At 62.8% G+C, this 13,979-nt stretch carries 13 protein-coding genes; all 13 read right to left on the minus strand.

The window, feature by feature from the left end; translation table 11 throughout:
- Positions 1-9: 9 nt before the first annotated feature.
- Entirely contained in the window at positions 10-936 is a 927-nt protein-coding gene (locus P9A16_RS20515; RefSeq protein ID WP_023515340.1) for a nucleoside hydrolase, read from the minus strand.
- Positions 937-1,911, minus strand: a complete 975-nt coding sequence (locus tag P9A16_RS20520; protein WP_024270987.1) for an ABC transporter permease — start codon at positions 1,909-1,911, stop codon at positions 937-939.
- A gap of 3 nt (positions 1,912-1,914) precedes the next feature.
- Complete coding sequence (locus P9A16_RS20525) at positions 1,915-2,964, minus strand: ABC transporter permease (RefSeq protein WP_051758739.1); 1,050 nt, start codon at positions 2,962-2,964, stop codon at positions 1,915-1,917.
- Between the two features lie 54 nt (positions 2,965-3,018).
- Positions 3,019-4,560: an ABC transporter ATP-binding protein gene (locus P9A16_RS20530; RefSeq protein ID WP_024270985.1), complete on the minus strand. Its 1,542-nt coding sequence runs from the start codon at positions 4,558-4,560 to the stop codon at positions 3,019-3,021.
- 56 nt (positions 4,561-4,616) lie between these two features.
- Positions 4,617-5,606, minus strand: coding sequence for a BMP family lipoprotein (locus tag P9A16_RS20535; RefSeq protein WP_023517464.1), 990 nt, complete (start codon positions 5,604-5,606; stop codon positions 4,617-4,619).
- A gap of 306 nt (positions 5,607-5,912) precedes the next feature.
- Entirely contained in the window at positions 5,913-6,908 is a 996-nt protein-coding gene (locus tag P9A16_RS20540) for a LacI family DNA-binding transcriptional regulator (protein ID WP_051758733.1), read from the minus strand.
- A 452-nt stretch (positions 6,909-7,360) separates the two neighbouring features.
- On the minus strand, positions 7,361-8,428 hold the full coding sequence (locus tag P9A16_RS20545; protein ID WP_023512338.1) for a 4-oxalomesaconate tautomerase: 1,068 nt from the start codon (positions 8,426-8,428) through the stop codon (positions 7,361-7,363).
- A gap of 98 nt (positions 8,429-8,526) precedes the next feature.
- A complete protein-coding gene (locus tag P9A16_RS20550; protein ID WP_023512339.1) occupies positions 8,527-9,033 on the minus strand; it encodes a tripartite tricarboxylate transporter TctB family protein in 507 nt (168 codons plus the stop codon).
- Positions 9,030-10,019: a tripartite tricarboxylate transporter substrate binding protein gene (locus P9A16_RS20555; RefSeq protein WP_023512340.1), complete on the minus strand. Its 990-nt coding sequence runs from the start codon at positions 10,017-10,019 to the stop codon at positions 9,030-9,032. Before P9A16_RS20555 ends, P9A16_RS20550 begins: the two co-directional genes overlap by 4 nt.
- A gap of 26 nt (positions 10,020-10,045) precedes the next feature.
- Positions 10,046-11,560 (minus strand): tripartite tricarboxylate transporter permease, encoded by a 1,515-nt coding sequence (locus tag P9A16_RS20560; RefSeq protein ID WP_023512341.1) that lies wholly within the window; start codon positions 11,558-11,560, stop codon positions 10,046-10,048.
- A gap of 1 nt (position 11,561) precedes the next feature.
- Positions 11,562-12,446, minus strand: a complete 885-nt coding sequence (locus tag P9A16_RS20565; RefSeq protein ID WP_023512342.1) for an NAD(P)-dependent oxidoreductase — start codon at positions 12,444-12,446, stop codon at positions 11,562-11,564.
- 47 nt (positions 12,447-12,493) lie between these two features.
- A complete protein-coding gene (locus P9A16_RS20570; protein WP_023512343.1) occupies positions 12,494-13,168 on the minus strand; it encodes a 4-carboxy-4-hydroxy-2-oxoadipate aldolase/oxaloacetate decarboxylase in 675 nt (224 codons plus the stop codon).
- The gene (locus P9A16_RS20575) at positions 13,165-13,899 is read right to left on the minus strand and encodes a PIG-L deacetylase family protein (RefSeq protein WP_024270746.1); all 735 of its coding nucleotides are present in this window, start codon (positions 13,897-13,899) and stop codon (positions 13,165-13,167) included. Before P9A16_RS20575 ends, P9A16_RS20570 begins: the two co-directional genes overlap by 4 nt.
- Positions 13,900-13,979 lie beyond the last annotated feature (80 nt).

The following is a 13,979-nucleotide window of genomic DNA, read 5'->3' on the forward strand; positions in this document are numbered from 1 at the left end:
ACAGGGCGGTTACGCCGCCTCCAATTCCACCCGCTGGTAGCGCTCTTCCAGGAGAGAGAACAACCGGTCATGATCGACTTCCGTCATGACAAGGCAGTTCGGTGCCCGTCCTGCAAGCTCCCGCTCGGTCACGCTGACGACGCTTTGGCCGATTGCGAGCGTCGATACGCAATCCACCTCGACGAAGCCTTCGACGCCGGAGAAGATCTCCGGCTCGATGAGATAGGCAATGACGCAGGGGTCGTGCAGGCAGGGGTCGCCCGCACCGTAGGCGTTCAGCATGTCGGCAATGGTGCTGCCGATGCTGCCAAGGCGCTTCAACCGTTCCGTCCGTTCCTGTGTGATGATCGCCTTGTGCGTGACATCGAGGCCGAACATGACCATCGGGATGCCAGACGCCATGACCGCCTGGGCGGCGTGGGGATCGAAATAGAAATTGAACTCCGCGCGTTCCTTGATGTTGCCCGGGCAGAAGGCGGCACCGCCCATAAAGACAATGCGCTTGATCAGCGGCGCTATGCCGGGATCGATCGAGAGCGCCACCGCTATATTCGTCATCGGGCCAAGCACAGCCAGGGTCACATCGCCCGGCGCAGCACGAACCTGATCGATGATGAACTGGACGGCGGTGCGCGCAGCCGGCGTCGAGGCGGGCTTCGGCAAACCGATATCGCCCAGTCCATCCATGCCATGCACGGTGACACCGGCGCGGGCCGGGTAGAGGAGCGGGCGCCCGCAACCCTGGAAGACGGGAATATCCGTCCGGTTGGCAAGCTCGCAGATCAGCCGGGCATTGGCCTCCGTCTTTTCGAGGGGGATATTGCCGGCAACCGCTGTGATGCCGAGGATCTCGACTTCGCTCGACCCGAAGGCCAGCAGGATAGCGGCCGCATCGTCAACGCCAGGGTCGCAATCAATGATAATACGTTCGGTCATTCAACGCTCTTTCGTATAAGGTAGGCCGCCGGCCTTGGGGGGGATGGCGCGGCCCATGAAGCCGGCCAGCAGAACCACCGTAAGGACATAGGGGAGAGACTGGACGATCTGTGTCGAAAGCTCCGGCCCCAACCCAAAATCGAAGGCCTGGAAGCGGATCGAGAGAGCTTCCAGGAAGCCGAAGAGAAGGCAGGCGAAAAGGACGGGGACGGGACGCCATTTGGCGAAGATCAATGCCGCCAGCGCCATGTAGCCCTTCCCCGCCGACATTTCCCGGACAAAGCCCGCGGACTGGGCAACTGACAGATAAGCTCCTGCAATGCCGCACAGGATCGCACCGCAAAGCAGGGCCCTGTAGCGAAGCCAATCGACGGAAATCCCGGCCGTATCGACGGCCGCAGGGTTTTCACCGACGGCGCGCAGGCGAAGGCCGAACCGCGTGTGGTGGAACACCCACCATGTCACGGGCACCGCGGCGAAAGCGGCATAGACAAGGATGTTATAGCCGGAAATCAGATCAGCATAGATCGTACCGATGACGGGAACCGAGCGCATTTCTTCAGCAAATGGAAACACGATCGTGGGGAACCGCGCGCCCGGCTGCAGCTGCGGCGTCCTGCCGCCAAGCGCAAACCACCCTACCGCCAGAAGGACGGTCAGTCCGGACGAGATGAAGTTGATCGCGACCCCGGAGATTATCTGGTTGCCGTGATGCGTCACGGAGGCGAAGCCGTGAACAAGACTGAGAAGCACGGCAACGAGGATCGCGAAGAACAACCCCGCCCAGGCGGAATCAAACTGGTAGGCTGCTGCGGCGGCGGCAAAAGCCGCAAACAGCATTTTTCCCTCAAGACCGATATCCCAAACGCCCGAACGTTCGGAGAAGAGACCGGCCAGCCCACACAGAATGAGCGGCACGGACAGACGAAGCGTAGAACCCAGGAGAAGAATGACCGTGGACATGAACTCCTGCATCGCTCAGACCTCCGGCTTCGAGAAACGAAGGAGATCGACCAGGGAATAGACCGAACTCCGGAACATCAGGCTCAAGGCCCCGGCAAAGAGAATGACGAGCCCCTGGATGAGCATGATGAGCTCGCGCGTGATGTTCGGCATCCAGAAGGAGATTTCCGCACCACCCTGATAGAGGACGCCGAAAAGAACCGACGCGACCATGATCCCGACCGGGTGGCCGCGGCCCATCAGGGCGACAGCGACCCCGACCAGGCCGATGCCTGCCGGGAAATCGAGCTGCAGCTTGCCGAGATCGCCCATCAGGATATTGATGCCGGCGAGCCCCGCGAGAGCCCCGGATATCAGCATGCAGACGATGGTGATCTTGACGTAGCTGATGCCTGCATTGCGGGCTGCCGCCGGATTTGCACCCGTCGCCCTGATCTCGAAACCCAGCTTCGTCTTCCAGATAAGCACCCAGACGAAAACCGCCGCGGCGATGGCGATGAACAGGCTGACATTCAGCGGCGCGGTTCCGATATTGACGGGCAGGACGTCGCCCAGCTTCGGCACAAGGCCACCGCTATCGAAGAGGCGCGTCTGCGGCGCCATGCTGCCCGGTTCCTTGATCACGTTGACGAGCACGTAGATCATGATCGACGAGGCTATGAAGTTGAACATGATTGTCGTGATGACGAGATGGCTGCCGCGCTTGGCCTGGAGATAGGCAGGAATGAATGCCCATGCGGCGCCAAACAACATTCCGGCTGCGGCCGCCGGCACAAGCGTCACATACCAGGGGACGACGCGGTCGAGCGCCAGGCAGACAAGCGCAATGCCGAGACCGCCGAGATAGGCCTGCCCCTCGGCACCGATCGTGAAAAGCCCGGCATGGGACGCTACCGCCACTGCAAGCCCGGTAAACATGAAGCTGGTGGCAAAGTAGAGCGTGAAGCCGATCCCTTCGCCCGAGCCCAGCGCACCGCTGACGAGATAGCCCACCGCCTCCAGTGGGTTCTGCCCAACGAAGAGCACCACCAGCCCCGATATAAGCAGGGCGACGGCGACATTCATGAGCGGCAGGACCGCGAAATCGACGATCTGCTTTATGTTGAGAACGCTGGCCACCTAGGCTCTCCCTTGATCTTCTTGCGTGACACCGGCCATGAGCAGTCCCAGTTCGCGCTCCGAGGCATCCGGGCTCGCTTCCCCGACAATCGCACCATCGAACATGACGAGGATGCGGTCGGAGAGCGCTCTGATCTCATCGAGTTCCACGGACACGAGAAGGATCGCCTTGTTCTGCTCGCGCAACTCGATCAGCCTGCGATGGATGAATTCGATGGCACCGATATCGACACCCCGTGTCGGCTGGCCGACCAGCAACATTTCGGGATCGTGCTCGATCTCGCGCGCCAGCACGATCTTCTGCTGGTTCCCGCCTGAAAAGAGCGAGGTGCGAAGATCGGGATTGGGCGGACGTATGTCGTAGTCGGAAATGTAATCCTGCGCGTAGTGCTGGAGCTGCGACCGCTTCAGCATCGGGTTCGTGCCGAATTCCGGGCGCCGATGATAGCCGAGACTCGCATTCTCCCGCAGCGGGAACGACAGGATGAGACCGATGGCATGTCTGTCCTCGGGCACATGGGCGACCCCAGCTGCACGGCGCTTGAACGGGTCGGCGGCAATCTCCTTGCCGTTGAGAAGGACCGTACCGGAATCCGGCACACGGTTGCCCGCCAGCGCCTCAAGAAGCTCTGTCTGGCCATTGCCGGCAACCCCCGCAATGCCGACAATTTCCCCGGCACGGACTGAAAGCGAGACATCCTTGACCATACGCACGCCGCGCTGATCGCGAACGTTCAGTCCCTTCACGTCGAAGACAACCTGTCCCGGCCTGGAAGGTGATTTGTCGACACGCAGCAGGACCCGCCGGCCGACCATAAGCTCCGCGAGGCTCTCCTTGGTGATGGTTGCAGTCGGGGCGGTGGCGATCAGCTCGCCACGCCGCATCACCGACACCGTGTCCGTCGCATCCATGATCTCGCGCAGCTTGTGCGTGATGAGGATGACGCTCTTGCCCTCATCGCGAAGCCGCCGAAGGATCCGGAACAGATGATCGGCCTCGCTTGGCGTCAGCACACCCGTCGGCTCGTCAAGGATCAGGATTCTCGCCTGGCGATAGAGTGCTTTCAGGATTTCCACACGCTGCTGGACGCCGACGGGAAGGTCTTCCGTGATCGCCTCGAGATCGACCTGCAGCTCGTATTCCCTTGCAAGGCGCTGAAGTTCGAGGCGCGCCTTACGCCGGCTGGAGGGCAGAAAGGGGCCCTCTTCCGCACCGAGGACAATGTTCTCCAGAACCGTGAAGTTCTCGACGAGCTTGAAATGCTGGTGGACCATGCCGATGCCATGGGCGATCGCCGCACGGCTGTCGGGAATCCCGACGTCCTTGCCATCGATGCGGATCGTACCGGAATCGGCCTGATAGAAGCCGTAGAGAATGGACATCAGGGTCGACTTCCCGGCGCCATTCTCGCCGACGATGCCATGAATGCTGCCGGTCTTGACCGAAAGGGTCACATCCTTGTTCGCAACGACCGAGCCAAAGCTCTTGCCGATACCGATGAGCTCCAGAACATTCTGCGCGGAGCTGATTTCTGCCTTCATGACTCCCTCCAGACGGCCTCGACCGGGCGAGCGCCGAGGCGCCCGCCCATTGCCCCTTAAAGGGGGCACTTGTCGTCCGACATGTAGTCGTGGACCTTGAGGGTGCCGGCGGCGATGTCTTCCTTCGCCTTCTTGGCCGCAGCCTCGACATCCCCAGTGATCAGGCCGCGGTTGTGCTCGTCCAGCGCCCAGTCGACACCGTTTTCCGCCAGCCCCAGCGAGTGCACCCCGCCAGTGAACTTGCCGTCCTTGGCATCCTTCAACGCGTTGTAGACCGCAACATCGACGCGCTTGACCATGGAGGTCAGCATGACGCCGGGATGCATGTAGTTCTGGTTGGAATCGACGCCGATCGCGAACTTTCCGGCATCCGCAACCTTCTGGAGGACACCGATACCCGTTCCGCCGGCCGCAGCGAAGATCACATCCGCCCCCTGCCCCATCTGAGACGCCGCGATTTCGCCGCCCTTGACCGGGTCGTTGAAGGCAGCATTCGTCGTGCCGGTCATGTTGCGGATGATGTTCGTCGCACCACCGGCGGCCGCGCCCTGCGCATAGCCGCAGCCGAACTTGCGGATGATCGGGATATCCATACCGCCGATGAAGCCCACCGCCTTGCTCTTGGAGGAAAGCGCCGCGATCAGGCCGACCACATAGGAGCCCTGCTCTTCCTTGAAGGTGATGGAGCGAACATTGGGCAAATCCACAACATCGTCGAGCATCACGAAATCAGTGTCGGGGAACTCCCTGGCGACCTTGGCCAACTGGTCCTTGTAGCCAAAATTCGTGACGATGACCGGGCTGAAGCCCCGGCTTGCGAAGTTGCGAATCCCCTGCTCCGCCTGGGAGTCCGCCTGCGCTTCGAAATCGCGGTAGCTGGAGCCGGTGTCCGCCTTGAACTTTTCCGCACCTGTATAGGCCATCTCGTTGAACGACTTGTCGAACTTGCCACTCGTTCCGTAGACGATGGCCGGATTGAAGTCGGCAGCGGTCGCGCCGGTCGTCATTGCCGCCAATGCGACTGTCACCATCAGATGTTTCAGCATTGTCATTCCCCTCCCTGGAGGCCGGAGCATGCAGCACCGGCGAGGCTGATCGTAATGTCTATACAAATGACGACCAGGATATCTGTTGTCAATCAGATTCTGGTCGTTTTCGCTTTAGTTAAACGTGTACCTAAGCGTAGGTAAACGTGTACTTTGATAAAACCCGCCTCGTCAAGGCCTCCTAAAGCGCGCGCTAAACAACCTTGTCTGGAACGGGAAAACGGCACGATTTCGCATTCGCCGCGGCCTGCACGGCGCCACCTCGGAACGGCTCCTGAACGCCGTCTCGATCTCCTGTACTTTCAGCTATGTCGTGGTCCGGCTGACGACCGTGGGCATGATCGTTATGGCATCGCCCTTGCGGTCCGGATTGTCGAGGAAATCGATGAGGGCATTGGTGGCAACGCGCCCGGAATGTGCAATGCGCCTGTCCACCGTCGAGAGCGGATGCTCAAGCAGCGGAGAGAGGTAGATGTTGTCGAAGCCGATTACCGCGCAATCTTCCGGCACGCGCCTGCCGCGCTCACGCAATGCCACCATCGCACCAATCGCCAGCATGTCGTTCATGCAGCAGATCGCGGAGAAATCGGTGCGATCAAGCAGATCCAGTGTCGCCTGATGGCCAAACCGATGCTGGAATTCCTTGCAGCGGATCAGTTCCGCATCGAAGGGGATGCCGGCCTCGGCCAGCGCATCCTTGTAGCCCGAAAGGCGGATCTGCGTGTTCGACCGATGCGGCGCGCCGCTCAGGAAGGCGATGCGGGTATGACCTTTCTCGATCAGATGGCGTGTCGCCTGCAATGCGCCGCACCGATAGTCCGTATCGACCGTCGCTACGAGCCCCTCCACCGGACCGATCTCCCGGTCCATGCAGACAAAAGGGATACGAAGGGCATCGAGAAGCTCTGTATCGGGAATGACGTCGCTGGCAGCAAGCAGCACCCCATCCACACGATGCCCGCCGAAGGAGGTCAGGTGTGCCGTCTCGATTTCCGCTATGCCCTCGGAATTGCAAACGAGAGTCGTATAGCCGCGCAGGCGGGCCGCATCGTCGCACGCCCTCACCAGTTCGGTGAAATATGGATTGAGGATATCAGGAACGATGATGCCGATGACATGCGATTTGCGCGTAACGAGCGAACGCGCCAGCGAATTCGGCGTGTAGTTCAGCTCCCGCGCAAGCGACAGCACTTTCTGGCGTGTCTCGTCCCCGATCACCGAATCCTTCCGGTTCAGGACCTTCGACACCGTTGCCGTCGAAACGCCGGCCTGCCTAGCAATGTCCTTGATCGTAACTGCCACGTGCCCCACCGCTGCCGGCCTATCGCATCCGCCATCGACGAATCCAGACACCCCGTCTAGCCCGCGACCGGCTTGAATGTCCAGCCGCAGGAGCGGCGACTGCGCTGGCAGGAACCGAAATGCTGGAGGCCGGTCCATCGCCGTCAGCAAGACGAAGGCGAGCTTCCGGAAGAGCCCGTGCTTCCACAGCCAGCGACCTATTGAGACAGGAACGCAACCTGGATCGCTGCGAGATTGGCGCACATCACGCTGGCGACATCGGCGGCCGCTGCCCCGGCAGTCGAAAGCCGGAGCGACCCAAGCTCCTTCGCGACCTTTGAAAGCCCAGGCTCCGGCTCCACATGAAGCGACACGCCTGGCACACCATTATCCTTCAGCCAGATTGTCACCACGTCCCGGGGACGCAAGCAGCATTTGAAAAGATGGAGGCGACCGCGCGAGGCGATGGAGCGCTATTCCACGAACACCCGGCCGTCGGAAAGCTTGCGAGCGGTACGCAGGAACGAGCACTCGCCCAATCCTCCGGGAGCCTTACCGTCCAGCCGCAGGAGAATTTCCATATTGCCGCTCGGGTGCTCGACGGCAACTGTCTTGGCGTCCCCTTCTGGCAGCACGGCAAGGGCGGCGGCAGGGCTTTCGGGGAACATGCAGGCCGTTGCCACGCTAAGTGCGCCGAACACTCCGATGGACGCATGAACGCGGTGGGGAATGAAGCTGCGCGTCATGATGGCTCCGCCACCCGTCGGCGGAGCGACGAGCGTCATCTTGGGTACGGACTTCTTTTCGACATCGCCGAGATTCATCAAGGGACCTGCGGCGAGCCGGATGCGTTCGATACGTGCTTTGGCGTCCACGTTCGCCTCCAGTTCCTCGCGGCTTTCATAGCCCGTCAGGCCGAAATCCGCGGCACGCATCACGACGACGGGCATGCCGTTGTCGATCAGCGTGCAGGTGACGCCGTCGATTTCCGTCGCGGCCGAGCCGGTCGGCAAAAGGGCCCCACAGCTCGAACCGGCGGCATCCGTGAAGGCAAGGTAGACGGGTGCCGACGATCCCGGCACGCCGTCGATGCGCGCGTCGCCGGCATAGACGGGCCGGCCGGCCTTCGTGCGGATGCGCGCCACGGCGGATTGCGCCGTGTTCTCCATGTAGATGTGAACGGTGGTTTCACCTTCGTCGGCCTGCACCAACCCGCGCTCGACGGCAAAGGCGCCGACGCCGGCGAGGATGTTGCCGCAGTTCTGGCTGTCGCTGACGAGCGGCTGGTCGACAAAGACCTGAAGGAACAGGAAATCGACATCGAAGCCCGGCCGCGCCGAGGCCCGCACTACGGCCACCTTGCTGGTCAGGGGATCCGCACCGCCGATGCCGTCGATCTGGCGGGGATCGGGCGAACCCATAATGCGCAGAAGCAGCCGATCGCGCTCCGCCGGGTCCGAAGGCAGGTCATCGGCAAGGAAGTAGGCCCCCTTCGACGTGCCGCCTCTCATCATCATGCAGGGGATGCCATCCGCCGTCATGTCCGTTTCTCCTATCGGTCGAGGGCATCTCCAGCCGGAGCGGCACCGCTTCGGCGTCGGAGAATGCGGTAAAAATCAAGGAACCGGAGCACGCCCGGTCAGGGAAGCGGCAGCTCCAGCAGCTTGCCGAACAAGCCCCAGGCGATCAGCCAGAAGCCGCCCCCCGTCGCAACCGCCCGCACCAACGGCTTTTCACCGGGGAAAAGCAGTGTCGCAACGCCTGTGCCAATGCCGAGACAAAGGGCGAGCCCGATCCAGTTCGCGCTGAGCACCGCTGCGACGAAGAGGCCGAGCAAACCTGTCACGCGCGCTATGTCGATCCGCTCGCTCGCCCCGCCGAGATCCACGCCGCGCAACACCTGCACGAGATAGACCGCCGAGACGACAAGACCGAAGATAGACACCTGCATCGGCAGCGAACCCGGCCCGACATCGCCCCGCGAATGGCCGGCCGGAAGCGCAAGGCTCATGAAGAGAAAGCCCGCATTCCACGCCAGTGACACACAAGCGGCCACGAGGTTCTGCCAGAAGTGCCGGCGGGGCGCCTCTCCCCCCGATGCGGGGGAGAGGTTCGAGCCCGGAACAACCGAAGCCTGGTTGGTCATTGGGCGTATCCGTTCGCCTTGAGGAATTCGAGCTGGTTGGCGAGATCGCTTTCCGCGCGCTTGGTGAATTCCTCCTCCTTCCAGTCGGGGCTATCCTGGAATTGTTCGGTCTGGAACTTCTTCCAGTCCTCGGAGGCCGTAACCTTGTCCACGGCCGCCTGGATCGTATCGACGACGTCATCCGGCGTTCCGGCCTTCACGGCGATACCGCGCCAGACCGCCCCCTCGATGTCGTAGCCGAGCTCCTTGAAAGTCGGCACGTCGGGCAGGAAGTCACTGCGCTTCTCGGTGGAGATGCCCAGAAGCTTGATGTCGCCGCTCTTGACCTGCGCCAGGCCGGTCGAGGGGGTCATCATCGCCGCGTCGATGTGTTTGCCAAGCAGGGCGAGCGTCACCTTGCCGGAAGCGTCGTGCGGGATCCAGCCACTCTCGAAGCCGCCCGCCTTCATCAGCTGGTAGAGCATGTACTGGTGGAAGCCGCCGGGCGCATGGCCGCCGACCTTCAGCCCGTTCGGATTGTCCTTCATGTGCTTCACGAAGTCGCCGACCGACCTGTAGGGACTATCGGACAATACGGCCAGCGAGGACGGCTCAGACTGCATGGCGCGCAGCATGCGGAAGTCCTTGAGTTCGAAGGGAATGAGTCCCTGGGCGATGCCGAAGGTCAGCGTTCCCGTAAAGACGAGGATGTTGTAACCGTCCGCCGGCTGGGTCATGATCTGGGACACGCCGACGGCACCGCTGCCGCCCGGCCGGTTGTCGACCTTCACGGTCCAGCCGGACTCCTTTTCCAGGAGTTCGGCAAGCTTGCGGCCATAGGTATCGAGCGCCCCTCCAGCGCCCGCCCAGACCACCAGTGTCACGGACTTTTCCGGGAAGCCGGCGGCGGCGGCAGGGCCCGGCAGGGCGACGCTCGAAAGCGCAAGCGCCAGTCCAAGAGCAGCCCCTGCCATGCGCGTGCCGAATGTTCTTCTGTTGATCGTCATGTCTTCTCCTCCAGTTTGTTGAGTATCTAGCGCAAGGCGCCGTTTGCGGTTTCGTCGAGCCGGCGCATGCGGCGTGCCTGGAGCCGGCGCCACAGCGGTGTCAGCAGGCTGACGAGGCTGAGAACGAGGAACAGCAGGCTGACGGGATCAGTGATGAAAATCGTGTAATCGCCCTGCGAGGACACCAACGCGGTCCGGTAGTTCGATTCCACGAGATAGCCGAGCACCATGGCAAGGATGATCGGTGCGACAGGGAAGCGCAGCTTCTTCATGAGGTAGCCGACGACGCCGAAGCCGAGCATCAGATAGACATCGAACATCAGGTTGCGGATGGCGAAGGCACCGAGCACGGCAAAGGCCATGATGCCGACGGCGATCACCGCATCCGGCAGGCGCATCACCCGCGCCATCAGGGGCAGAAACAGCGAGCCCGCGGCATACTGCACCAGCGATGCGATGATCGTGCCAAAGAGGATCGCATAGACCAGCGACGGCGCTTCGGTGAAGAGCTGGGGTCCCGGATGCAGGCCATGCATGATCAGCGCACCGACCATGATGGCGGTCGTGGGTGAACCCGGCACACCGAGTGCGAGCAGCGGAACGAGCGCACCGCCGACCGTCGCGTTGTTGGAGGCTTCCGGGGCAGCAATGCCGTTGGCCGAGCCATGGCCATATTCCTCCGGGTGCGGATCGCGCGCCCGGGCATAGTCCCGCGCCACCCAGCAGGCGATGTTGCCGCCGACGCCGGGCAGGATGCCGAGCAGGGTGCCGATGATCGAGCCCGACAGCATGGAGCGCCAGGTCTCCTTCCAGAGCGCGCCCGACATGAAGACATGACCGACCTTGTCCTTGATGATGGGCGCTGCGGCAACGCGGCTCTCGATCATGACGAGCGCCTCAGAGACGGCAAAGAGGCCGATGAGCGCGGCAAGGAAGGGGACGCCTTCGTAGAGCTCGAACAGGCCGAAGGTGAAACGCGGCGTGCCGGCAATGGGATCGATCCCGATTGTCGCCAGTGCAAGCCCGAAAGCGGCGCAGACCAGGCCCTTCACCAGCGAACCACCGGACAGGGCTGCCACCGAGGTGAGGCCAAACACGCCGACGGCGAAGTAGCCCGCCGGGCCGAACTTCAGGGCGAGCGAGGCAAGCGGCATGGCCAGCAGCAGCAGGGCCAGCCCACCAAAGACACCCCCCACGGTCGATGCGGTCAGCGAGATCGAGATCGCCTCGTTGGCCTTGCCCTTGCGCGCCATGGCATAACCATCGATGGCGGTCGCGGCCGCCGCCGCCGTTCCGGGTGTCGAAAGAAGGATTGCGCTGATCGACCCGCCATATTCGGCCGAGGTGTAGAGCGAGATCATCATCAGCATGCTCAGCTCTGGGCCGAGATTGTAGGTGAAGGGGATGAGGAGGCTGAGCCCGATCGACGGGCCGAGGCCCGGCAGGGCGCCGATCACGATTCCGAGCAGAGCGCCGACGATGAGGACCGCCAGACCCGAAAAGCTGAAGATGACGCCGAGCGACTGGAGAATACCGTCCATCTCAGAGATCCTTTGCCACGCGGCGCGCCATCACCGGCACGAAACCGCGGTATCCGTCGGCCACGGCAAGGCCCTGGTCCTTCATCGCCGCATGGGCGGCGGCGATGGTCTTGCAGGCGGCCCGTGACATGGAAGCCTCCAGGCCGAACGATTCGATCGTCTCGGCCGCTTCGGTCATCTCGGTCACGCGGCGCGCGCCGTGCTCGAAGGTTCGCGATAGGTAGTAGTCCGCCACCTGTCGCCAGTCGAGCCCGGGAAAGGTTTCCTGCACGGAATCAAGGATGCGCTCGGTCACGCCCGCCCGCTCCGCGGAGGATAGCGCTTCGATCAACAGCGCTTCCACGCCCTTGATCATGACCGAGCGAATCATCTTCAGCGACGAGGCCTGGCCCGGCGTCTCGCCGACGACCTCCAGATTCATGCCGAGCGCGTTCAGCCGTTCAGCCGCCTCGCCCGCCCGTGCGCCGGCGACGAGGATCGGCACCTTCTCGGCATAGGGAGGGACGCGAGCCATGACGGCCCCTTCGACGAAGCTTCCCCGGCCGATCGCGATTTCCCCGGCGGCAAGCGCCTTGGTGTCGGGGCCCACCGAATTGAGATCGATGAAGATCGCCCGTTCGGAGAGATGCGGTGCTGCCGAAGCGGCGACGGCCCGTGTCGCAGAGCCGACGACGAGCGACAGGACGACATCCGCCGTGGCAATGCCCGCGATGTCGGCAAGCGGCTCCACACCGCGCTGCGCGGCCCGGTCAAGCAGGCCGGCGGACGCCGCCGGATCTGCAAAGCGCAGATCATAGGCTGCAAGCTTTGCAGCCTTGCGACCAGCAAGGCCGCCGGCGATGGATTGCGCCGCCTCGCCGAAGCCGATGAAAGCAATCGTGGTCATTCGTCCTCCCTTGCGGAAAAAGGTTCCTCCCCCTTTCCCGGCTTCGATCAATCGAGGTAGGTCAGCCCCTTGGCCGCCAACGCCTCGCGCATCCTGTAGATGTCGAGCCCGAGTTCACCGGCAGCGAGCCGCACGCGTGTCTGCTGCTCCTTGTCGAGCCGCGCTCGCGAGGCCTGAAGCGCCGCCTCCGCCCCGGCCTTCGGAACGATCATCACCCCGTCGTCATCAGCGATGACGACGTCGCCGGGCGCGATCGCGGCACCGGCGCAGACGATCGGAACGTTGACGGAGCCCAGCGTCGCCTTGACCGTGCCTTGCGCAGACACGAACCGCGACCAGACGGGAAAGCCCATCGCCTCAAGCTCCGCAACATCGCGAACACCGGCCTCGATCACCAGGCCGCGCACACCGCGCACCTGAAGCGAGGTTGCGAGCAGTTCGCCGAAATAGCCGGCATCGCAGGGCGAGGTCGGGGCAACGACGAGAATGTCGCCCTCCCGGCACTGCTCCACAGCGACATGAATCATCCAGTTGTCCGCCGGTGGAATGGAGACCGTCACCGCCGTACCCGCAATGCGCGCGCCGCGCCAGATCGGACGCATATGGGACTGCATCAGGCCGATGCGCCCCATGGCCTCGTGCACCGTCGCCACGCCGCATGCCGCAAGACCGTCGACGATGTCGAGCGGTGCACGCTCGATGTTGCGATAGACCACGCTCATGCCAGCGCTCCATGACCGAGCGTGCCCGTCACATGCGGAAACACCGCTTCATAAGCCTCGCCATGGACAATCTTGTGATCCGAATTGCGTGAAGCCTGCACGCCGCGCTGCAGGGCAACCCGGGTATAATATTCCCAGAGGTGCTCCTGCCCCTCCATGCACTTGATTGCTGCCAGTTTCCTCTCCCAGTCCGCACTGATATCCAGCAGGAAATTGGGCTTCCAGTTGCACTGTTCGGGCTGGTGCGGCTCGAAGAGGTAGACGGGCGGCGCGCCAAGCACCGGCACCTCGGGCTTGTGGCCATGCGCCTGCGCGATGACCCGCGCGTGCTGGGCGAACTCGGTCGCCATCGGATGGTCGAAATTGTACGGGTCCTGCCGGGAATGCGTCAGCATGAACTCCGGTCGGAGCGCACGATAGAGATCGACAAGCCGATCGAAGGCTTCCGGCGTGACCTGCATCGGATAGTCCCCGAGATCGTAGAACTGAATATCATGGACACCGAGGGCCCGCGCGGCGTTTTCCGCCTCGCGGCGGCGGTCCGCCTTAACGGCTTCGAGCGTCATGCCGGGCTTGCGCCAAAGCTTTGCCGACTCGCCCCTTTCCCCGAACGACAGGCAGACGACAGTGATGTCGTAGCCCTGCCTTGCGTGCGCCGCGATCGCGCCACCGGCCCTCCAGACGAAATCCGCCGAGTGTGCGCTGACGACGAGTCCGGTCTTGTTCTGCATATCCATGCTCCTCAAATTTTCGAGGCAACACTGGCATCGATCGTATCCCAAGTGCTAATACGAAAGCTGTGCCGTGTTAT

The sequence above is a fragment of the Shinella sp. 838 genome (genome assembly GCF_029623935.1).
Classification (GTDB): Bacteria; Pseudomonadota; Alphaproteobacteria; order Rhizobiales; family Rhizobiaceae; genus Shinella.